Origin of the sequence: Tateyamaria algicola, assembly GCF_047715485.1 — a bacterium.
GTDB lineage: Bacteria > Pseudomonadota > Alphaproteobacteria > Rhodobacterales > Rhodobacteraceae > Tateyamaria.
In genome coordinates, this window is sequence record NZ_CP180422.1 from 3,019,314 (window position 1) to 3,040,476 (window position 21,163).

The 21,163-nt window shown below is 63.5% G+C and carries 20 protein-coding genes and 3 pseudogenes; 15 read left to right on the forward strand and 8 right to left on the reverse strand.

Annotated elements, in window-relative coordinates; genetic code table 11:
• The first annotated feature begins 16 nt into the window (after window positions 1-16).
• Window positions 17-886 (forward strand): 4-(cytidine 5'-diphospho)-2-C-methyl-D-erythritol kinase, encoded by an 870-nt coding sequence (locus ACMHLQ_RS17275; RefSeq protein ID WP_415401943.1) that lies wholly within the window; start codon window positions 17-19, stop codon window positions 884-886.
• Here ACMHLQ_RS17275 and ACMHLQ_RS17280 read toward each other — a convergent pair.
• Window positions 862-1,914 (reverse strand): polyprenyl synthetase family protein, encoded by a 1,053-nt coding sequence (locus tag ACMHLQ_RS17280; protein WP_415401944.1) that lies wholly within the window; start codon window positions 1,912-1,914, stop codon window positions 862-864. The genes ACMHLQ_RS17275 and ACMHLQ_RS17280 overlap by 25 nt on opposite strands.
• 3 nt (window positions 1,915-1,917) lie before the next feature.
• Here ACMHLQ_RS17280 and ACMHLQ_RS17285 point away from each other — a divergent pair, with 3 nt between their 5' ends.
• The 3 genes from ACMHLQ_RS17285 to ACMHLQ_RS17295 all read left to right on the forward strand — a co-directional run bounded on the left by ACMHLQ_RS17285 (window position 1,918) and on the right by ACMHLQ_RS17295 (window position 3,131).
• Window positions 1,918-2,133, forward strand: coding sequence for a DUF2007 domain-containing protein (locus tag ACMHLQ_RS17285; protein ID WP_415401945.1), 216 nt, complete (start codon window positions 1,918-1,920; stop codon window positions 2,131-2,133).
• The gene (locus tag ACMHLQ_RS17290) at window positions 2,111-2,854 is read left to right on the forward strand and encodes a tRNA1(Val) (adenine(37)-N6)-methyltransferase (protein WP_415401946.1); all 744 of its coding nucleotides are present in this window, start codon (window positions 2,111-2,113) and stop codon (window positions 2,852-2,854) included. Before ACMHLQ_RS17285 ends, ACMHLQ_RS17290 begins: the two co-directional genes overlap by 23 nt.
• Before the next feature lie 112 nt (window positions 2,855-2,966).
• Complete coding sequence (locus ACMHLQ_RS17295; protein ID WP_415401947.1) at window positions 2,967-3,131, forward strand: YdcH family protein; 165 nt, start codon at window positions 2,967-2,969, stop codon at window positions 3,129-3,131.
• Window positions 3,132-3,155: 24 nt separating this feature from the next.
• Here ACMHLQ_RS17295 and ACMHLQ_RS17300 read toward each other — a convergent pair.
• The 5 genes and pseudogenes from ACMHLQ_RS17300 to ACMHLQ_RS17320 form a co-directional block, all read right to left on the reverse strand.
• Window positions 3,156-4,024 (reverse strand): annotated as a pseudogene (locus ACMHLQ_RS17300) (DMT family transporter).
• Window positions 4,021-4,967: pseudogene (locus ACMHLQ_RS17305) on the reverse strand (transcriptional regulator GcvA). Before ACMHLQ_RS17305 ends, ACMHLQ_RS17300 begins: the two co-directional pseudogenes overlap by 4 nt.
• A gap of 323 nt (window positions 4,968-5,290) precedes the next feature.
• Window positions 5,291-6,013 (reverse strand): acetoacetyl-CoA reductase, encoded by a 723-nt coding sequence (gene phbB, locus ACMHLQ_RS17310; protein WP_415401948.1) that lies wholly within the window; start codon window positions 6,011-6,013, stop codon window positions 5,291-5,293.
• A 143-nt stretch (window positions 6,014-6,156) separates the two neighbouring features.
• Window positions 6,157-7,332, reverse strand: a complete 1,176-nt coding sequence (locus ACMHLQ_RS17315; protein WP_415401949.1) for an acetyl-CoA C-acetyltransferase — start codon at window positions 7,330-7,332, stop codon at window positions 6,157-6,159.
• Window positions 7,333-7,475: 143 nt separating this feature from the next.
• Window positions 7,476-8,325 (reverse strand): annotated as a pseudogene (locus ACMHLQ_RS17320) (EAL domain-containing protein).
• A 116-nt stretch (window positions 8,326-8,441) separates the two neighbouring features.
• Here ACMHLQ_RS17320 and ACMHLQ_RS17325 point away from each other — a divergent pair.
• The 3 genes from ACMHLQ_RS17325 (at window position 8,442) to ACMHLQ_RS17335 (ending at window position 10,436) form a co-directional block, all read left to right on the forward strand.
• Window positions 8,442-9,029, forward strand: a complete 588-nt coding sequence (locus ACMHLQ_RS17325; RefSeq protein ID WP_415401950.1) for a DNA-3-methyladenine glycosylase I — start codon at window positions 8,442-8,444, stop codon at window positions 9,027-9,029.
• A 182-nt stretch (window positions 9,030-9,211) separates the two neighbouring features.
• Window positions 9,212-9,832 (forward strand): 30S ribosomal protein S4, encoded by a 621-nt coding sequence (gene rpsD, locus ACMHLQ_RS17330; RefSeq protein ID WP_299368878.1) that lies wholly within the window; start codon window positions 9,212-9,214, stop codon window positions 9,830-9,832.
• A 133-nt stretch (window positions 9,833-9,965) separates the two neighbouring features.
• Window positions 9,966-10,436, forward strand: a complete 471-nt coding sequence (locus tag ACMHLQ_RS17335) for a DUF2867 domain-containing protein (RefSeq protein ID WP_415401951.1) — start codon at window positions 9,966-9,968, stop codon at window positions 10,434-10,436.
• 2 nt (window positions 10,437-10,438) lie between these two features.
• Here ACMHLQ_RS17335 and ACMHLQ_RS17340 read toward each other — a convergent pair whose 3' ends face one another.
• On the reverse strand, window positions 10,439-11,191 hold the full coding sequence (locus ACMHLQ_RS17340; protein ID WP_415401952.1) for a helix-turn-helix domain-containing protein: 753 nt from the start codon (window positions 11,189-11,191) through the stop codon (window positions 10,439-10,441).
• A 106-nt stretch (window positions 11,192-11,297) separates the two neighbouring features.
• Here ACMHLQ_RS17340 and ACMHLQ_RS17345 point away from each other — a divergent pair, with 106 nt between their 5' ends.
• The 5 genes from ACMHLQ_RS17345 (at window position 11,298) to ACMHLQ_RS17365 (ending at window position 15,658) form a co-directional block, all read left to right on the forward strand.
• Window positions 11,298-11,717, forward strand: a complete 420-nt coding sequence (locus tag ACMHLQ_RS17345; RefSeq protein WP_415401953.1) for a hypothetical protein — start codon at window positions 11,298-11,300, stop codon at window positions 11,715-11,717.
• A gap of 83 nt (window positions 11,718-11,800) precedes the next feature.
• Window positions 11,801-12,745 carry an endonuclease/exonuclease/phosphatase family protein gene (locus tag ACMHLQ_RS17350; protein WP_415401954.1) on the forward strand — a complete coding sequence of 315 codons (945 nt, stop codon included), beginning with the start codon at window positions 11,801-11,803 and terminating at the stop codon, window positions 12,743-12,745.
• A 161-nt stretch (window positions 12,746-12,906) separates the two neighbouring features.
• On the forward strand, window positions 12,907-13,989 hold the full coding sequence (gene hisC, locus ACMHLQ_RS17355) for a histidinol-phosphate transaminase (RefSeq protein ID WP_415401955.1): 1,083 nt from the start codon (window positions 12,907-12,909) through the stop codon (window positions 13,987-13,989).
• A 53-nt stretch (window positions 13,990-14,042) separates the two neighbouring features.
• Window positions 14,043-14,903 carry a prephenate/arogenate dehydrogenase family protein gene (locus ACMHLQ_RS17360; protein WP_415405307.1) on the forward strand — a complete coding sequence of 287 codons (861 nt, stop codon included), beginning with the start codon at window positions 14,043-14,045 and terminating at the stop codon, window positions 14,901-14,903.
• Window positions 14,900-15,658, forward strand: coding sequence for an extensin family protein (locus tag ACMHLQ_RS17365; RefSeq protein ID WP_415401956.1), 759 nt, complete (start codon window positions 14,900-14,902; stop codon window positions 15,656-15,658). Before ACMHLQ_RS17360 ends, ACMHLQ_RS17365 begins: the two co-directional genes overlap by 4 nt.
• Before the next feature lie 57 nt (window positions 15,659-15,715).
• Here ACMHLQ_RS17365 and ACMHLQ_RS17370 read toward each other — a convergent pair whose 3' ends face one another.
• The gene (locus ACMHLQ_RS17370; protein WP_415401957.1) at window positions 15,716-16,714 is read right to left on the reverse strand and encodes a DUF2125 domain-containing protein; all 999 of its coding nucleotides are present in this window, start codon (window positions 16,712-16,714) and stop codon (window positions 15,716-15,718) included.
• Between the two features lie 65 nt (window positions 16,715-16,779).
• Here ACMHLQ_RS17370 and ACMHLQ_RS17375 point away from each other — a divergent pair, with 65 nt between their 5' ends.
• From ACMHLQ_RS17375 to ACMHLQ_RS17385, 3 genes are all read left to right on the forward strand, one after another.
• A complete protein-coding gene (locus ACMHLQ_RS17375; RefSeq protein ID WP_415401958.1) occupies window positions 16,780-17,310 on the forward strand; it encodes a gamma-glutamylcyclotransferase in 531 nt (176 codons plus the stop codon).
• Window positions 17,311-17,384: 74 nt separating this feature from the next.
• Window positions 17,385-18,593, forward strand: coding sequence for a biopolymer transporter ExbB (locus ACMHLQ_RS17380; RefSeq protein ID WP_415401959.1), 1,209 nt, complete (start codon window positions 17,385-17,387; stop codon window positions 18,591-18,593).
• A gap of 1 nt (window position 18,594) precedes the next feature.
• On the forward strand, window positions 18,595-21,099 hold the full coding sequence (locus ACMHLQ_RS17385) for a peptidoglycan -binding protein (protein ID WP_415401960.1): 2,505 nt from the start codon (window positions 18,595-18,597) through the stop codon (window positions 21,097-21,099).
• Window positions 21,100-21,163: the final 64 nt, after the last annotated feature.

The following is a 21,163-nucleotide window of genomic DNA, read 5'->3' on the forward strand; positions in this document are numbered from 1 at the left end:
ATCAACCTGACGCTACATGTCACGGGGCAACTGCCGAACGGGTATCACACGCTGGATCTCGCTGGTGGCTTTTGCCGATATCGGGGATCGCATCACGCTGCATGCCAAGGCACTGCCCAAATCCTTTGAGGTGAGCGGGCCCGAGGCGGTGCCGGAGCTTGAGAGTGACCACAACATCATGTGGCACGCTGCGATGAAGTTCTGGGCACCCGATACGGCCCTGTCGATGCAGTTGGACAAACATCTGCCCATGGCCTCTGGCATTGGGGGCGGGTCGGCGGACGCGGCCGCCACCTATCGCGGTTTGCTGATGCTGCGTGCCGCCCATGAGGGGCAGGATGCGCCGCGCGATCCCACACCGCAGGATGCGCGCGATCTGCTTGAGATTGGGGCGGATGTGCCGATGTGCGTGATGAGCGATCCCGCACGGGTGCAGGGGATCGGCGAGCAGATTTCGCCGGTGCCGGATTTGCATCCCTATCCGATTGTGCTGGTCAATCCGCGCGTGCAGGTGTCAACGCCCGCCGTCTTTTCGCGGCTTGCGGTCAAGGACAACCCCGGCCTCGATCCCTGGCCCAGCAGTTTTGAAGACCGCGACGTGGCGCTCGATTGGATGTGCGCGCAGCGCAACGATTTGCAGGACGCGGCCATTCAGGATTGCCCGGCGATAGGGGATGTTCTGGGGGCGCTCGCGCGGCACGGCCCCTGCCGCCTTGCCCGTATGTCGGGATCAGGCGCGACCTGTTTTGGCCTTTATGAGCGGATGCATATGGCGAGTGCTGCCGCCGAGGCGATCAGCGCAGCCCATCCCGACTGGTGGGTCCGCGTCGGGCGCTTGAACGGAGGGAAACGTGCCGCGCCTCAGCTGATCCGTTCGACCACGTAGTCGGCCAGATCAATCAGCATGCCGCGCAGATCGTGTTCTGGCAGGGTGTGCAGTGCCGCCTTGGCCTTTTCCGCCCAGGCGATTGCGTCGTCCTTGGTATCTTCGAGCGCCGCGTGACGGTGCAGCAGATCAAGCGCATGGTCGAGGTCGCCATCCTCTTGCTGCCCCTTTTCGATGGTGCGTGACCAAAAGGCGCGCTGTTCGGCATCTGCCTTGGCCACGGCCTTGATCACCGGCAGCGTCAGTTTGCGTTCGCGGAAATCGTCACCAATGTTCTTGCCCGTGGCCGAGGACTGGCCTTGGTAATCGAGCAAGTCGTCCACGATCTGGAAGGCGATCCCGAGCGCGTCACCATAGTCGAACAGCGCCTGTACCACGGCCTTGTCCGCGCCCGCGATCACCCCGCCCACTTCGGTCGCGGCGGAGAAGAGGGCGGCTGTCTTGCCGCGCACCACTTGCAGATACACGGCCTCATCCGTGGCCAGATCCTGCGCGGCGGTCATTTGCAGCACTTCGCCCTCGGCAATGGTGGCAGACGCGTCCGACAGGATGCGCAGCACGTCCATCGATCCGGTTTCGGTCATCAACTGGAAACTGCGGGAAAACAGGTAGTCGCCCACCAGCACAGATGACTTGTTGTCCCACAGGAGGTTGGCTGTGGGCCGCCCGCGCCGCTGGGCGCTTTCGTCCACCACGTCATCATGCAGCAGGGTTGCGGTGTGGATGAATTCGACCGTGGCGGCGAGGTGGATGTGATAGGGGCCGGTGTAGCCACACATATGCGCCGTCGCCAGTGTCAGCATCGGACGCAGGCGCTTGCCCCCCGCATCGACCAGGTGGCGCGTCACTTCGGGGATGCGCGGCGCGTGCTGCGAGGCCATACGGGTCTGGATCAGCGCATTGACCGCATCCATATCTGCCGCCAGCCAGGCGGCCAGCCGGTCGTGCGGTTTGGAGATGTCCGATGCGTCCATGTTCTGTGCCCCATTGGCCCCTCGACATTCCGTGCGAGATGGCCCTACATCCATGATATGAAGGAACTTTTGCGCAGCACAGACCCGACGATCATCGCCTTTGCCTCGGCCCTTCTTGAAGGCGAGGATATAGACTGCTTTCAGATGGACGTAAATATGAGCGTCCTCGAGGGCGGCATCGGAATTTTCCCGCGACGGCTGATGGTGCGCACGGATGATTACGAGGCGGCGCTGAAGGTGGTGCGCGACAATGACATCGACCTCGGACAATGACCTGACATACGACGCCTTTTTGGGCGGAAAACTGCATTTGTGGCAGCCGGTTGCGGGCTATCGCGCGGGTGTGGACCCGGTTTTGCTGGCCGCCTCCGTTACGGCACGCGGCGGCGAGGCGGTGCTGGACCTTGGGTGCGGCGTGGGGGCTGCGGCGCTGTGTCTCGGGGCGCGGGTTGGGGGGCTCGACCTTGTCGGGGTCGAACGGCAAGAGGCTTATGCAACCCTCGCGGCGCGCAACGGGCTGGATGTCGTCACGGCAGACATCAGTGATTTGCCCGCCGATCTGCGTGCGCGCCGGTTCGATCATGTGCTCGCCAATCCGCCCTATTTCGACCGCACTGCGGGTCACGCGGCGCGGGACGCGGGGCGCGAGGGGGCGCGGGGCCATGACACGCCGCTGGCGGCCTGGATCGACGCCGGTGCACGGCGGCTGCGCCACAAGGGGTTCATGCATGTGATCCACCGGGCCGAACGTGTGCCAGACCTGTTGGCCGGTGCCGCCGGGCGTCTGGGCAGCCCCGAGATCTGGCCGATCTGTCCTCGGGTCGGAAAACCGGCAGAACTGGTGATTTTCCGGGCACGCAAGGATGGGCGCGCGGAATTTCGCCTCAATGCGCCGATCATTTTACACAACGGACTCCGGCACGAGCGGGACGGCGATAGCTATGCGCCTGAAATCCAATCGGTTTTGCGCGAAGGCGCGGCGCTCAACCTTTAAACCTTTGTTAAGCGAACATAGGTCTAGTTTTCCACATGCTGCGCGTGCGGCGTGACTTGGCACAAAACTTGTGCTTGGCTGTGCGTGCACTTTATCAGCAAGGAGGACCTAAATGAGCGTGACCGCCCATCTCGAAGAGTTGAAAAAGAAGCACCAAAGCCTGAGTGATCAGGTCGATATGGCCCAACGATCACCCGCAACCGACCATATCGAGGTCGCGGCCATGAAAAAACAAAAGCTGAAACTGAAAGAAGAAATCACGCGCCTGTCGAACTGACAGGCTGCACCAACGACGCAGGGATTAGGCCGCGCGTGACATACTGGCCCGCGCGGCAAGCAGCGCGCCGCCTGCAATCAGGGCGGCGGCGATGGCCAGCGACCAACTGGGCGCAGCAATTCCCGCGACGATCAAGACGACTGTCGACAAGAGCGGCGCCGCATAAGACGCGGTGCCGAGCATCTGTATGTCGCCCCGCTTCACGCCGATGTCCCAGACGTAGAAGGCCAGGCCAACCGGGCCCAGGCCCAGCATGATTGTGCTGAGCCAACCCAACGCGCCGCTGGGCCATACCGTTTGTTCCGTCATGAGGTGCAAGGGCAGGGACAGCGCCGCGCTTGCCACGCAAAACACCGCGACGGAGGCCGTTGGCACCGTACCAAACTTGCGCGACAGAACCGAATAGCTGGACCAGGTGAGCGCGCAGGCGAGGGCCAGCGCGTAGCCGGGCAATGCGCCCGCCTCGAAACCGGTGCCGCCGCCGCTGACGATCAGGGCTGCGCCCGCAAATCCCACGATTGCACCGAGGATATGACCGGGTTTTAACTGCTCTCCGGGCAGGAGGCCGGAAAACAACACGATCAGCAGGGGCCAGAGATAGGCAATCAGGCTCGCCTCGGCCGCAGGGGCAAGGCGCAGCGCGGAAAAATAGAGCGCGTGATAGCCGAACAGCCCAAGGGTGCCCATGACGTAGACATGTGCGGGGACGCGGCGCAGCTGGCCCAACTCTCCGCTTGCGGCCGTCCAGATCAGGCCGAGTGTGCCACCAATCGCAAAGCAGATGGCATTCAGCAGAAAGGGGGTGTCGGCGCACTGCCCACGGTCAGCAGGGCCAGTACACCCCACAACAGGACGGCCACAAAGCCGATCAACGTCGCTGTTTTCTTGGTCATTCGCCTTGATAATCCGCTGAAGGAACGCGGGTCATCGCGTCGGTGATGTAAGTGGTCTTGTCAATCTCGGTGACGATCCAGTCACGAAAGGCGGCGATCTGGGGGCGGGTTTCCGCGCCTTGGGCGCACAGGAACCTGAACCGCACACCTGTGTCCAATGCGACCCCGTAGGGCGCGACAAGGCGGCCATCGTCGATGTCCTTGACCACCACGGCGCGCCGCCCCAAGGCGACGCCGACACCCGCAAGGGCGGCGTCCACCGCGTGATCGGCCTGGCTGAACCGTGGGCCGGTGGTGGGTGCGTAATCGATGCCCACCGCCTTGAACCAGGTCTGCCAGTCGCTGCGCGGTTTGAGAAAACTGATGCTGTCGTCAAAAATCAGCGGCGCCTCTGTCAGGCTTTCCGGCGTTGGGTACTTTTCGGCCAGTGCGGGTGTCATCACGGGACAGACCCATTCATCGGCCAGCGGTATGGAATATAGTCCCTCATCCGCGCCGTAGCCAAAGCGGATGGCCACGTCGATGGCGTCGCGCCCAAAATCCATGATCTTGAGCGACGCGGAAAAGCGCAACTCGATATCCGGGTAGGCCTTGGCGAACTCATATAGCCGTGGGGCCAGCCATTTGGCGGTAAAGGCAGGCCCGGCTGTAACAGTAAGGCTTTGATTGTCTTGCGTTCTCTCGGCTGCGCGCCAGGCTGCGGCCAATGTCTGGAACCCATCTGATGCGCCGGGGGCAAGGGCGGCGCCCGCTTCGGTCAGCTCAACCGCGCGGTTCAGACGGCGAAAAAGGGGGCGCCCAGATGCTCTTCGAGGGATTTGATCTGAAAGCTGAGCGCTGCGGGGGTGACATGCAATTCCTCGGCTGCCTTGGCAAAAGACATGTGCCGGGCAGCGGCGTCAAAGGCGCGCAAGGCAGTCAGAGGGGGCAGGCGATCTGGCATGGTCAGTTAAGTACAGCTTAAGTGAAGCAAGGGAAAGTCTCGTTTGTCGCACCGGGCAAACAGGCGCATATTCATCTCAAGCAAACGCACACAGACACAGCCGGAGAGACATCATGTTCGAGACATCTGCAAACGCCACAATCCGCAACGCCATGCAAAAGGCCCACGCCGAGCGCGGTGCCGCCCTTGCCGACGCATGGAACTGGTTGTTCGGAGCAAAGACTTCCCGCTGATGCGCGCGCGCCATCTTACGGGATAAAGGGAGGGCCGGTGCAGCGATGCACTGGCCCTTTTTTACTCACATCTTCAAGGGTTTTGGCTGCTCAGACGAAGAACTGCGCGCCGTTGGCCGAGATGGTCGACCCGTTGATGAAGCCGGAATCGTCGGAGGCGAGGAAGACCACGCAGCGCGCGATTTCCTCGGGCTCACCCAGGCGGCCTGCCGGGATCTGAGCGATGATCGATTCGCGCACTTTTTCAGGCACGGCCATGACCATGTCGGTGCCGATATAGCCGGGGCAGATCGCATTCGCGGTGATGCCCGCGCGCGCGCCTTCTTGTGCCAGGGATTTGATGATGCCGAGGTCGCCGGCCTTGGTCGCGGCATAGTTGACCTGAGCGAACTGACCCTTTTGGCCGTTGATCGACGAAATCACGATGACACGGCCGAACTTGCGCTCGCGCATGCCGGGCCAGATCGGGTGGACGGTGTTGAACACACCGGTGAGGTTGGTGTCGACGACCTCGTGCCACTGCTCGGGCGTCATGCGGTGGAACGGGGCGTCGCGGGTGATGCCCGCATTTGCAACGACGACTTCGATGGGGCCCAGGTCGGCTTCGACCTGTTCGAGACCCGCTTTGGAACTGTCATAGTCCGCCACGTTCCACTTGTAGGTCTTGATGCCGGTTTCATCGGTGAACTTGGCCGCGGCTTCGTCGTTGCCGGCGTAGGTCGCCGCGACGGAATAGCCTGCATCCTTGAGGGCTGTGGAAATTGCGGCACCGATTCCTCGGCTGCCTCCGGTGACGAGAGCGACGCGGGACATTGATTGGACTCCTCCGAAGTGAATTTAACGTTATGTCGCGTATATCCGGGTTGCGCGCAACAATATTACGCGGCCTCCGCAAAATTAGGCGACTGTAGGTGTGGGCATTTAGGCGGCGCTGGCGCGCGCCGCCTTGATTTGGATCAGTCGCGCTCGAGGCACATGGCGACACCCATGCCGCCGCCGATGCACAGCGTGGCGAGGCCTTTCTTGGCGTCGCGGCGCTTCATTTCGAACAAGAGGGTGTTCAGAACGCGCGCGCCCGAGGCACCGATGGGGTGGCCGATGGCGATGGCGCCGCCGTTGACGTTCACAATGGCCGGATCCCAGCCCATGTCCTTGTTCACGGCGCAGGCCTGGGCGGCAAAGGCTTCGTTGGCTTCGACGAGGTCGAGGTCATCCACGCTCCAACCCGCTTTTTCGAGGGCCTTGCGCGAGGCGTAGATCGGGCCAACGCCCATGATCGACGGATCCAGACCAGCAGTGGCGTAGCTTGCGATGCGCGCCAGCGGCTCGATCCCGCGCTTTTCGGCGTTTTCGGCACTCATCAGCAGGGCACCGGCTGCGCCGTCGTTCAGTCCAGAGGCGTTGGCGGCGGTGACCGACCCGTCCTTGGTGAAGGCCGGACGCATCTTTTGCATCGCTTCGAGGTTGGCACCGTGGCGAATGTATTCATCTGCATCCACGACGATGTCGCCCTTGCGCGTTTTTACGGTGAAGGGCGTGATTTCATCGGCGAATTTGCCAGCCTTTTGCGCGGCTTCAGCCTTGTTCTGCGAGCCGACGGCGAATTCGTCCTGGGCGTCGCGGGTGATTTGCCACTGGTCGGCAACATTCTCGGCCGTCTGGCCCATGTGATAGCCGTTGAACGCATCCCACAACCCGTCGCGGATCATGGTGTCGATGTATTTGAGGTCGCCCATCTTGTGACCGGCGCGCAGGGCGGCGGCGTGGGGGGACAGCGTCATGTTTTCCTGACCACCGGCGGCCACGATGTCCGCGTCACCAAGCTGGATGTGCTGTGCGGCCAAGGCAACGGCGCGCAGACCCGAACCACAGACCTGGTTGATGCCCCATGCGGCGGCTTCCTTGGGAAGACCGGCATTGATATGCGCCTGGCGTGCGGGGTTTTGACCCTGTGCGGCGGTCAGCACCTGCCCGAGGATGGTTTCGGACACTTCCGATTTGTCGATGCCGGCCCGCTCGACAATCGCTTCGAGCATTGTGGCCCCGAGATCATGGGCAGGCGTGTTTGCGAAAGAACCACCAAAGCTGCCCACGGCAGTACGGGCGGCAGATGCGATGACGATGTTGGTCATTTTGGACAAATCCTCTGTCAAGTTAACGAGGATGATCCGAGACATGCACGTCGTGAGTAGGCATGGCGTGCGGGCCCCAGACTGCCCCGCGTTGCGCAGGCCATACTGGATTCTGCGCTACAATCGCAAAGGGTCAGGGTGTCTCAGGCGCGCACACCGGCCTTGCCTTGCGCGCCGCGTTCGCCAAACAGCCAGTTGGGCCGGACCTGCGGTGCATCGAAATAGTAGCCCTGCAAACAGTCGGCGCCCATCTGAACCAGCATTTCCACATCTTCGGCCCGTTCGACCCCTTCGGCCACCACCAGCATGTCGAAATGCTGCCCGATCTGGATCATCGCCTGCGTCAGAACCTGCGTGTCGGGATCATTTGCGATACCATTGCAGAACTGCATGTCCAGTTTGAGAATGTCGAAGTAGAAATCCTTGAGATAGCGCAGGGCGGTGTACCCGGCCCCGAAGTCATCAAGCGCAAAACAGATGCCGCGCGCGCTGAGCCTGTCCATGAAATCGACCACGAGTTCGGGCTGGTCCATGGCTGAGCCTTCGGTGATTTCCAGGATCAGCCGCTCGCCCACGGTCGAGATCCTTTTTCAGCCACCGGTTCAGGGTCTGCATCCAGCGCTGATACCCGATGGACCGCGCCGACATGTTTATGGACAGCCGTACCGACGGGTTTTCGTGCAGCGTGCGCAGCCCCATGTTCAAGGCCACTACGTCGATTTCGCGCCCCAGTTCCGCCCGTTCGACGACGGGCATGAAATCCTTGGCCGGGATGATGCGCCCGGTGTCGTCCATCACCCGGATCAGCCCCTCGTAAAAGCCGACGCGCCCGCGTTCGCGCGCAATGACCACAGGCTGAAACGCCAGAAGGGTCTGGTTGTGCTTGACAGCAAGGGCCACCATCTCGAGCGTGTCGCGGTCGCGATTTGTCACCGCCGCGCTCAGCGGGCTGTCCGCCCCTGCGGGCATGTCGATCGGTCGAAATTTTGCCATGGCCTCGCAGCGACCCCCTTGTCATCCGGTCTGGTCACATTGGCATTTGGGTCGTAAAAACAGTCTTAATGTTGGCATTTTGTTCTAATTTTATCTGTTAACCAAGCGGGGCTGTGATGGACGGACGTTGCGGATGGGCGGGGCACGAAAAAATCTATGTGGATTATCATGATACAGAGTGGGGCGTGCCGGAGTATGACGCCCGCACCTTGTGGGAAAAACTGATCCTCGACGGCTTTCAGGCGGGGTTGAGCTGGATCACGATTCTCAAGAAACGGGACAATTTCCGCGCAGCATTCCAAGGGTTCGACCCGCACGTGATTGCCGAGTGGGGCGAGGCGGACGTGGCCCGCCTGCTGGCCGATCCGGGTATCATCCGTCACCGGGGCAAGATCGAGGCAACGATCAGCAATGCCCGCGCCTATCTCGAGGTTAATGCCCAAGAGGGGTTCGATACGTTTTTATGGAATTACTTTGACGGCGTTCCCTTGCAGAACCATTGGGCGACCCAGGGCGACGTGCCGCCATACACGTCGCTGTCGACCCAGATCTCCAACGACATGAAAAAGCGCGGGTTCAAGTTTTGCGGCCCCACGATTGTCTATGCGTTTCTCGAGGCGACGGGGCTGGTCAACGACCACCTCACCACCTGCCATCGCCACGCCGATTGCGCAGCGATGGCACGCCCGCCAAAGGGGCGTTGACTCTGCCTGCGGCGCCCGTATAAGCGCGCATTCATTGGTGTTGGTGGTCCCCGCGAGGGGGTTCCTGTCGTCCCGGCCAAATCCGGGGAGAGGACAACGCCCTTCACGCGATCATCATCCCGAAAAGTGGATGCCGGTTTTCGGACAAGATGATGATGCACATATAACGAAGGAGATCAGCCGTGACAAAACGCACGTCTGCCAAGTACAAAATCGATCGCCGTATGGGCGAAAACATCTGGGGTCGCCCCAAATCCCCCGTCAACCGTCGTGAATATGGCCCCGGCCAGCACGGTCAGCGCCGCAAGGGCAAGCTGTCCGACTTCGGTATCCAGCTGCGCGCCAAGCAGAAGCTGAAGGGCTACTATGGCGACCTGACCGAGAAGCAGTTCCGCCGCATCTACGCCGAAGCCGAGCGTGTCAAAGGCGACACCGGTGAGAACTTGATTGGTTTGCTCGAGCGTCGCCTGGACGCCGTTGTCTACCGCGCGAAATTCGTGCCCACAGTGTTTGCGGCCCGTCAGTTCGTGAACCACGGCCACGTTCGTGTGAACGGGAAAAAGGTCAACATCCCCTCCTACCGCGTCAAGGAAGGCGACGTGATCGAGGTGCGTGACCGTTCCAAGCAACTGGCCGTCGTTCTGGAAGCGACACAGCTGCCCGAGCGTGATGTGCCGGACTACATGGATGTGGACCACTCGAAACTGACAGCGACATTCGTGCGCACACCGACACTGGGCGATGTGCCCTATCCGGTGATGATGGAACCGAACCTCGTCGTCGAATTCTACGCCAAGAACTGATCTGGTTCTTATCGTTTTGCAGATTTGGCCGTCCCTGTTTGGGGCGGCCTTTTTCGTTGTGGCCACGTGTCACGGCGCGCGCTCATCCGCTTGGGGCTAGGGTCGCGACACTGGCTGGAAAAGGAATGCTGACATGCTGTCTGCCCCCCAGGTGCGCGCCACCCCATTGCCCGCACATAGTGCCCTGCATGCCCTGAAGGGGCAGGGTGATTTTCTGGATTGTTACAGTGTGGCCGCAGACGTGCCGACGCGCCGCGCCGCCGAAGTCATCACCGACTTTCCCGGCTGGGCGCGGGTGCTGTTGCTGATCCGGCGCATTCTCACCACGCCTTTCGGCCTGTCGCAGGACGGACCAGACGCCCCGGACAAGGTGGGCCCTTTTCCCGTCGAGATCGATACCGAGACCGAGATGGTGGCGGGATTTGATGACAAACACCTCGAATTCCGGGTCTCTGTGCTGCGCCATGAGGGGCGGATTTCGCTGGCCACATGGGTGCACCCGCACAACATCTTTGGGCGGGCCTATCTGGCGGCGATCATGCCCTTTCACATCATGGTGGCGCGCAACGCGCTGGCGCGGGTGGCACAGGCGGCCAGGACCTGAGCCTAAGGGGCGGCGAGGCTGCGCAGCACCGCCTCTGACTCCGGATCGGACGGGAAGTACAGCTCGACCTTCAAATCCTCCAGCGCGACATCTTCGGGCGTGCCGAACTGCGCGATGGTGGCAAAGATCGACAGGCGCAGAGTGCCAGTGTTGAGGATTGTCGGGATCACGGGGTTGGCCGCGACGGATCTGGGGCGCGGCACCCGGCCCAAGTGATCGGCCGCGCGATCCAGCGCGGCGATGCCCCCTTGCGCCGCGCTTTCGGTGCGCAGGCGTTGGCAGGCATGATGCGCCACCTCTGCCCAGTTCTCGACAAGCGGCGGCAGGGTGTCCGAGGTCATGAGATCAAGCAGGCTGTCGCCCGGCACGACCCCCAGCAATCCATAGAGCATCCGGGCGGGCGCGTTCATCTGCAGTACCCGCCACAGCCGGTCCACGGCCAGGGCGGGATAGGGCGCGTGGGTGTCGAGCATGTGCCCGACAGCGGCGCGGATCGGGGCCATCTCTGCATCGTCCCAGGGGCGACCGGGGTAGCGCGCGGCAAAGCCTGCATGGGTCAGCATCTGATTGCGCGCATCCAGCGGCAGGGTCAGGGCCTCGCTCAACCGGGTGATCATCTCGCGACTGGGCCGCGCCCGCCCGCTTTCCAGAAACGAGATGTGGCGCGCCGAGACATTCGCCTCGCCCGCCAGATCAAGCTGGCTGAAGCGACGCGCCTTGCGCCATGTGCGCAGAGTGCCGGGAAAACCTGTCATGCCACCAACCTAGCGGTTCAGGCCGCGCACGTCAGTTACCTGTGAGGTAATTGATTTGCACCCGGCGCCGGGCGACATCCGTTGCCAAAGGGATTGGAGGGTGCAGATGACACAAGAGTTCCACAAGTTCTGGCTGAAGATCACGGCCATCGTGGTGGGGTCGTTCGGCCCCGTCTTTTTCCTTGGCACGATGCTGGCCACGTCCGAGCCTGCGCGCTGGTCACTGGACCTGCTCAGCTGGCCGCTTGATGGCGCGCCGACCTATGACGCCTACGGCACGCGGTTCCTGTCGGCGCTGACGGGCGGCTTCCTGTTCGGGTGGGGCGTGATGATCTGGTGCTTGCAACTTTGGGTCCATGACGCGGCACCGGAAGGGGTGCGCCGGGCGGTGCTGACCGGGCTGTTGGGCTGGTTCTTGCTGGACAGCGCCGGATCAATCACGTCAGGCACCCCCTCTAACGCCCTGTTTAACATCATTGTTTTGGTGATCGCTGTGGGGCCGCTGTGGCGGCCTGCGCGCCCATAACTGTCGCGCGTAAAGAATCGGCTATGCAAATATGCAACCTGTGGTAGGCTTGTCTCATTGATTAAGACATTTGGAGCCCATTCATGGCTGCCCGCGACATTTCATTTGCGAGCTTCAACCTCCTCAACCTGCAGCTGCCCGGTGACGCGGTTTACGGCGATACCGACGGCTGGGATGCAGACATCTACCAACGCAAGATAGACTTTACAGCCACCACTCTCGAACGCTTGGATGCCGATGTGATTGGCCTTCAGGAACTCTGGGCCGGTGCGGCCCTGGACGAGGCATTGACCGAGGCGGGGATGGCCTCGGACTACGCTGCCCTGGTCCCGTCCGACCATGAGGACGACAAGATCGTGTGCGCCGCCGCCGTGCGGCGCGACATGCTGGTGGGAGAGCCGGAATGGATCACCGACTTTCCCCCCGAATACGTCCTGAAAACGGGTGGGGATGACCCGCAACAGGATTTCCTCGAAGTGAACCTGAGCACGTTCTCGCGCCCCGTGCTGCATTTCCAGGTGCAACCGGACAGTCGCACGCCGGTGATCCACGTCTTTGTCTGCCACTTCAAGTCCCGCCGCCCGACACAGATCTGGCGCGAGCGCAGTTGGTACGAGAAAGAGGTGCACGGCCCCCATGCAACCGCGCTGGGCTATGCCATCTCGACCGTGCGGCGCACGGCCGAAGCGGCGGCCTTGCGGGTTCTGGTCACGCAACTGACCAAGACGACGGACACACCCGTTGTCCTGATCGGGGACATGAACGATGGCAAGGACAGCAACACGCTGAACATCCTGTCCGAACAGCCCACCTATCTCTCACCGCTGTCCTCGGGGGCGGTGACAACGCGCTCTACACCGCGCAGACCATGCAGGAATACCGCTCGGTCCGCGATGTGTACTACACCCATGTCTACAAGGGGCAGCGCGAAAGCCTGGACCACATCATGTTCAGCCAGGAGTTCTATGACAACTCCAAGCGGCGCAAATGGGCCTTTGACGAGATGCTGGTGCAGAACGATCATCTGAACTTTGACGACCACAAGGAAAGCGGCACCAACGATCACGGCGTGATCCGCGTCGGCTTCAAATGGAAGCCCGCGCCGGGGGCGACAAGCTAAAGCGCGCATTTGTCACTGGTCACTCGCTGCGCCCGGCCCTAAAACTGGCCGGACGAACGGAGAGCCCACATGACGCGCATCACCCCGCAACCCGGTATCATGGACATCGCCTTGTACGAGGGCGGGCAGTCGCATCTGGCTGGTGTCGCGGATGTGCTGAAACTCAGCTCGAACGAGAATCCGCTGGGCGCACCGCCTTCTGCCGTCGAGGCACTGACGGATGCGGCCCGGGGCATGCACCTCTACCCGTCCACCGATCACGCCGCCCTGCGCGCTGCCATTGCAGAGGTCTGGGGCCTTGAGCCCGAGCGCCTGATATGCGGTGTCGGCTCGGACGAGGTGCTGCAATTCGTAACCCAGGCCTATGCCGGGCCGGGGGACGAGATTATCTATACAGAACACGGGTTTTCCATGTACCCGATCCTGACCAGCATGGCCGGGGCCACGCGCATCTGCGTGTCCGAAACGAACCGGGTCGTGGATGTGGATGCGATCCTGGCGGCGGTGACCGAGCGCACGCGCGTCGTGCTGTTGGCCAACCCGGCCAACCCGACCGGCACCTTGCTGGGGCAGGACGAACTGGAACGGCTGGCCGATGCATTGCCGCCTTACGTGATCCTGGTGATCGACGGCGCCTATGTCGAGTTTGCGGTGGGCTATGACGGTGGCATTTCACTGGCCCGCAACCGCGCCAACGTTTTGGTAACGCGCACGTTTTCCAAGATTTACGGTCTCGGTGGCCTGCGCATCGGTTGGGGATACGGCGCCCAAGGGATGATCGACGTCATGACCCGCATCCGCCAGCCCTTCAATCTGTCGGTTGTGCAACTGGCCGCGGCCGAGGCGGCGGTGCGCGACACGGATTGGCTGGAAACATGCATTGCGTTGAACACCGAACAGCGCGCGCGCCTGACCGGTGCGCTGCGCCAGTTGGGTCTGGCCTGCGATGACAGCCACGCCAATTTCGTGCTCGCCCGCGCCAACACGGTCGAAGACGCCGACGCGGCCGAGGCCGCGTTGAACGCGAACGGCATCCTCATCCGGCGGGTGGCGGGCTACGGCTTTCCCGAGGGGTTGCGGATCACCGTGGGCACAGCGGAACAGACAGGCCGCGTCATCGCGGCGCTGACAGACTGGCGGAACGCGTCGTGAGCGTGATCTACGACAAGATCGCCTTTATCGGGCTTGGGTTGATCGCGGGATCCATGGCCTGGGCCACGCGGCGCGCCGACGCTGCCACGGTGATCAGCGGCTATGCACGCTCTGAGGCGACGCGCGACACCACCCGGCGGCTGGGCTTTTGCGACGTGGTGACGGACACGGCCGCCGACGCCATACGGGACGCCGACCTCGTGGTGCTGGCGGTGCCCGTCGGGGCCATGGGCCCCGTCATGGCCGACATCAAGGGGGCCCTGAAACCGGGCGCAACCGTGATCGATGTCGGCTCGGTCAAGCAGGCGGTGTTCGATGCCGTGCTGCCGCATCTGCCGGGTGGGGTGCATTTCGTCGGTACACACCCGATGGCAGGCACTGAACATAGCGGGCCCGAGTCCGGCTTTGCCGAGCTTTATGACAACCGCTGGACGCTGATCGTCACGCCCGATGATGCCGACGAAGGCACGGTCGACCGGGTCGAACGCTACTGGGCCGCGCTGGGCGCGATGACCGACCGGATGGAGGTGACGCATCACGACCGTGTCTGCGCCGTGGTCAGCCACATCCCACACCTGATCGCCTACACCATGGTCGGGGTCGCCGATGACCTGCGGCGCGTGACCGACAGCGAGGTCATCAAATTCTCTGCCGCCGGGTTTCGCGACTTTACCCGCATCGCAGCCTCTGATCCGACCATGTGGCGCGATGTGTTCCTGACGAACAAGGACGCGACGCTGGAAATCCTCGGGCGCTTCACCGAAGAGCTGTTTGCCCTGCAACGGGCCATCCGCACCGGGGATGGCGACCACCTGCACGACTATTTCACCCGCACCCGCGCGATCCGGCGCGGCATCATCGAGGCCGGGCAAGACACCGACGCACCGGATTTTGGCCGGGGGGCAAAGCGGTGAGGTGGATTGCGTTCATCGCAGTGGTGATGGCCACGATGGGCGTGGCCGCACCGGACAGTTCCAAACGCCCCGTGGCGCGGGCAGGCACCGATGCGCGCAACATCACCGTGCCGGTGCCCGCGATCGAGCAGGTGGTGGCAGCATCGGCCTTGCCCCGGTCGTCGACACTGCGGCCCAATCTGCGCCCGAAAACCATCGTGCAACAGGCCATGACCCGCCGTGCCGAACGGCGCAAGGGACAGGTCTGTGGCGATCCCGATCTGCAGGGCGACGAGGTCGGGTTTGTGCCCGGGCGCATCAATGGCTGCGGGATTGCCGAGGCGGTGCGGCTGCGCTCGGTCTCCGGTGTGACGCTGAGCCAGGCGGCGCTGATGGATTGCAACACGGCCAAGGCGCTCAAGCGCTGGACGGAAAAGGGTGCCAAACCCGCCCTGCGCAACAAGGGCGGTGGCCTCAGCAGCTACCGCGTCGCAGCGCATTATGCGTGCCGGACGCGCAACAACCAGCGCGGCGCGCGTATCTCGGAACATGGGAAGGGGCGCGCGATTGATATCTCGGGCTTTACCCTCAAGGACGGATCGACGCTGACCGTGCTCAATGACTGGAATTCGCGCCACCGCCGTGCGCTGCGGTCGATGCACCGCGCCGCTTGCGGCCCCTTCGGCACGGTGCTCGGCCCCAATTCCGACCGCTTCCACCGCGATCATTTCCATTTCGATACAGCGCGCTATCGCAGCGGGTCCTATTGCCGGTGAGGTCGGACTGGGGCTCTGCCCCAGACCCCGGGATTTTTTGGAACAGAGAAGAGGCAGCTAGCGCAGCACGATCCTGGGTGCCGGTCCAATCGGGATAAAGCCGAGATAGACAGCCCCGTTGCGCAGCCCCAGATCGACATCCAGTGTCGTTTCGCTGCCCGACGCGCCCGCAAGCGCCTGTAGGATGTTTTCCGCCTGACGCCGCAGCGTGTTTGGCAACGCGCCTGCGGATTCTGCCAGATCGAGCATGGTGCGCCAGTTTTCGGCCTGTACTGTCATCTCGCCCTCCGGCACGCCCTGCGCGTCCACCACCAGATCGGCGGCCATGTTCAGGCGCAGATCGCCCCACCGTGCCTCGACCAGATGCAGATCGATCACGCGCGGTTGCGGGCGGGCCGTGTCGAGCGCGCGTTGGTCCCAAGCGGTGTCAAAGGTCACGTCGGCGCGCAGTTGCAGGCTGTCAAAGGCGCGCGGGAAATTGTCGGGCAGGCGCAGCCGTGTGCGGGCCGGATCGCCGGGTGCAAATCCGTCTGCGCGCGCCTCGAACGCGTAAGATGGCCCTTGGGTCTGGGTCATTGTGAGGGTCAGGTTTTGCGCCAGCGCCTGTGACCCGGCAGCATCGCTGACCTGCCAGGGCCCGGATGTCCACCCAAGGCTTTCCAGTTCGAGCGCAGTGCCGGGGTGCAGTTCCAGCGCCATGATGCCGTCCTGCATGGTCAGGGCCGAGCGGCCCAGAGGCGAGGCGATCGTGATCGGATCATTATCCAGCGCAACCGTCACATCACCCGGCCACCACGCGGGGGCGGAGATGTCGAGGCGATCCGTGCGCACCGCAAGCCCCGCCTGCGGGTCGGCCAGCGCCAGATCCACAAGGCCCGCCTGCAAGGCTGTGGGAAAGCCGCCGCCTGCGATCTGCCCCACTTCGGCCTGCCACCCTTCGGCGGTGCGCGCGTCGATCCAGGCAGAGATGCCGCCGCGCAAGCCTGTCGAGGCCACCCACCACCACCCGCACCACGCCAGCAGTGCCACTGCGATGACCCACGTGATTTTGCGCATGGTGACCCTTTCCCTTGCCTGCGAAATCGGGTCTACCGCACCGGACGGGATAAGGACCAGACACAATGACGATGTGGGTATTTGGCTATGGCAGCCTGCTGTGGAACCCCGGCTTTGACGTGGCCGAAGAGGTGATGGCCACCTTGCCCGGCTGGTCGCGGTCGTTCTGCATGCGCTCGATCCACCATCGCGGCTCCGAGGCGGAGCCTGGGCTGGTGCTGGCGCTTGACGCGGCACCGGGTGCTGCCTGTGCAGGCGTTGCCCTGCGCGTCGCGCCCGGAACAGAAGACGCCACGCTGGCCTATCTGCGGGAACGGGAATTGATCTCGTCCGCCTATCTGGAAAAGATGCTGGACATCACGCTGGATGGCGGGCGTGCCGTCACGGCCGTGACCTATGTGATCGACCCGGATCACGTGCAGTATTGCGGCGGCCTGCCGCTGGAAGAGCAGGCACAGATCATTGCCCACGCGCATGGCGGGCGCGGCCCGAACCGCGACTATCTGTTCAACACTGCCCAGCATTTGAACGCTTTGGGCGTGGCGGATCCCGACCTTGACTGGTTGGCACGCCGCGTTGCAGCGATTTCGGTATAAATCCTTGGCGCTTTGGGCTTAAACCCGATAGATTGCGCCAAGAGCAGAGCAAATAAGGGGTCAGGAGCCAGCCGATGGCACAGACCACACCCGAGGCACAGCCGCATTTCTCGCACCCTGTGCGCCAAGTCCTTTTGATGGTCAGCGTTCTGGGCCTGTCAGGCTTTGGCGCGTTTTTGGCGTTGCCGCGGGTCCTGCCGGTCTTCCAGTCGAACCCGTATCTCAACGGGTTCATCATGTTCGTCTTTCTGATTGGCGTCGTGTCCTGTTTCTGGATGGTCTACCAGCTGATCACCTCGGTGCGCTGGATCGAAGGCTTTGCCGCCGATGGCCCGTCGGCCAGTGGCAAGGCCCCGCAATTGCTGGCCTCGCTGGCATCCTTGCTGCGCTCGCGCGGGGCCCGGATGCAGCTCAGCGCGTCCTCGACCCGGTCCATCCTCGATTCGGTCGCCACCCGCATCGACGAGGTGCGCGAGATCACGCGCTACATCGTCAGCATGCTGATTTTCCTGGGCCTTTTGGGCACGTTCTATGGTCTTGCGACAACCGTGCCCGCACTGGTCGACACCATCCGCAGCCTTGCCCCGCAAGAGGGCGAAGCGGGTGTCGAGGTGTTCAGCCGGTTGATGACAGGGCTGGAATCGCAACTGGACGGGATGGGCGTGGCCTTTGCCTCGTCCCTGCTGGGGCTGGCCGGATCGCTGATTGTGGGCCTGCTCGAGCTGTTTGCCGGGCACGGCCAGAACCGGTTTTACCGCGAGCTGGAAGAGTGGCTGAGTTCGATCACCCGCGTTGGCCTCAGCGCCGAGGGCGATGCGACGGGCGAGCAGGGGGCCATGGCGGGCGTGATCGACCATCTGGCCGAACAGATGGAAAGCCTGCAAACCATGTTCACGCAGTCCGACATCAGCCGCTCCATGGTGGATGAAAAGCTGGGCAAGCTGGCAGACGCGGTCGAAGGGATGACCGCGCAAATCCAAAGCCAGGGGTCAAGCAATGAGACGATGCTGCGTCTGGCCGAGGGGCAGGAACGGCTGATCCAGGTGATCGAGGCGCAGGGCACGGGCGACGGGATCGATGCCGAAAGCCGGATGCGGCTGCGCTCGATCGACGTGCAGATGCTGCGCATTCTCGAAGAGATCAGCGCCGGGCGGCAGGAAACTATGGCCGAGCTGCGCACAGACATTTCCGCCCTCGCCAACGCCCTGAGCCAGCCGCGCGGACAAGGGCGCAAGGCAGGCAACAATGGCGGACGCGGACGGCAAAACATAGGGGACGGCTGATATGGCCCTGTCGCGACGCACAGGGCAACGGTTCCAGGCCTCGATCTGGCCCGGCTTTGTCGATGCGATGACCGGGCTGCTGCTGGTGCTGATGTTCGTGCTGACCATCTTTATGGTTGTGCAATTCGTGCTGCGCGAAACGATCACCGGGCAGGAATCCGAACTGGACCAACTGGCAGGCGAAGTGGCCGCACTTGCGCAGGCCCTCGGTCTGGAAGAGCGGCGGGCAAACCAGCTGGACGCGCGCCTCACGTCGCTGAATGCAACCCTGAACGACGCGCAAAGCCAGGTGGAAACACAAGCCGATCAACTGGCGGCACAGGCGGCGCGGATTGCCGCGCTCACCTCTGAACGGGATGCGACAGCGACAGCTTTGACCGAGGCACAGACGCGCATCACCAGCTTTGAGGCGCAAGTGGCCGCACTGATTTCCGAGCGCGACGGGGCCCTTGAAACCGTGGCGGGCTTGGAAAGCGAACAGACCCGGTTGCTGTCGGAACAAGAGGCGCTGAACCTCGCGCTGGCCCAGGCCCGCACCGAAGTGGACGCACAATCAGAAGCGGCGCGGTTGGCGGCGGCCCGGACGGATGCACTGCAGGCCCTGATCGCGGATTTGCGCGCGCGCAATGCAGACAGCGCAGAAAGTGCGGCGGCCTTGCAGGCCGATCTGGACGCAGCGGCCCAAACCCTGAGCGAGGAAGAGGCCGCACGGCTGGCCGAAGCGGCGGCGGCGCAAGCCCTGCGCGAACGGTTGGAACAGGCCGATGCCGAACTGACCGCGATGACACTGGCGCTTGAGGCGCAACGCCAAGAGGCCGAGGACACGTTGACCCTGCTCGCAGCCGCCCGCGCGGCACAGGATGATCTGGATGCACAATTGGCAGTGGCGCTGTTGGCCACAGAGGCGGCGAACGCCGACACCGCGGTGTCGCAGGAACGGATCACGGCACTTGAGGATGAATTGGCCTCTGCGCTGTCCGCGCTGAGTGCGGCAAATGCCGAAAACACCACCCTCGCCGGAGAGCGCAGCAGCCTTGAGGCGCAACTGGCGGCCGCCCTTCTGAACGCCGAGGGCGGGGCGGCTGCTGCCGCGGACCTCGAGGCGCAATTGGCCCGCGCCCTTGGTCAACTGGATGCCAGCACCGCGCGCACGGCGACGCTCGAGGCGCGGCTGCGCGCAGCCGAAGACGCGTTGGAGGGCGGCACGGCGACGACAGCCACCCTGCAAACCGAGTTGGGCGAGGCGCAGGCGGCGCTTGCCGCCCGCGAGGCGGATGTTGCCGAGTTGCAGTCACAACTGGAGGACGCGCAAACAGCGCGCGCCGCCACGATCGAAGAGGTCACGGCCCTGCAGGCGCGCATGACCACGCTCGAGGCGCGGATCGCGGTCTCTGACCTGGAACTGGGTGATATCCGTGACCGTTTGGCGGCCGCCGTTGCGGCCAAGGCGGCGGCAGAAGGGCAACTGGCCGAACAGGAAACCAGCCTGTCGGATTTGCAGTTGCAACTGGCCGCGGCCATTGCCGCGCGCGATGCGGCCCAGGCGGATGCGCAGGCCGCAGGCAGCAGCAATGCGGATGTGCGCGCGCAACTGGCCGCCGCGCTGGCCGACAAACTGGCGGCCGAGAACGAATTGGAAAGCCTGGGTTCCGACACCGCCGAAGCGCGCGCTGCCCTTGTTGCTGCGCTGGCTGACAAGGCGGCGGCCGAACAGGCCTTGCTGGATCAGACGGCTGAGGCTGACCGCCGTGCGTCCCTGCTGGCCGCGGCCCGCGACGCATTGAGCGCGGAAGAGTCGGCAACGCTTGAGGCGCAGCGCCAGACTGAGCTGCTGAACCAGCAGGTGGCCGCGCTGCGGGAACAGCTGGGGCAATTGCAGGCGCTTTTGGATGACGCGGTGGCGCGCGATGCGGCCCGTGATGTGCAATTGCAATCGCTGGGCACAGAGTTGAACACGGCCCTGGCGCGTGTCGCGGCAGAAGAGCGGCGGCGGCGTGAGTTGGAGGAAAGCGAGCGCAAGCGGCTTGAGGCCGAGGCGCAGGATCTGGAGCGCTACCGCTCGGAATTCTTTGGCCGGTTGCGCGACGTTCTGGGCGCGCAGGAAGGGGTGCGGATCGTCGGTGACCGATTTGTGTTCTCCTCCGAGGTTCTGTTTCCGCCCGGCGGGGCCGAATTGTCGGATGCGGGCGAGGGCGAGATTGCCAAGATCGCGGGCATCCTGCGCAACATCGCCGATGACATCCCGCCTGAGATTGACTGGGTGATCCGTGTGGACGGGCATACGGACAACGTGCCGTTGTCCGGCCAGGGTGAATTTGCCGACAACTGGGAACTGAGCCAGGGGCGGGCCCTGTCGGTTGTGAAATACATGGTCAACTTTCTCGGGATACCGCCGAACCGGCTGTCGGCCAACGGGTTCGGGCAGTACCAGCCGATCAACCCCGCCGACACGGCGGATGCACGGGCGCAGAACCGGCGGATCGAGTTGAAGTTTACCGAGAAATAGGGCGCACCAGGGTGCGCCTTACCAAGACAGAGTCAGGATGTGTGTGAGACGGCAGCGGGGCGCA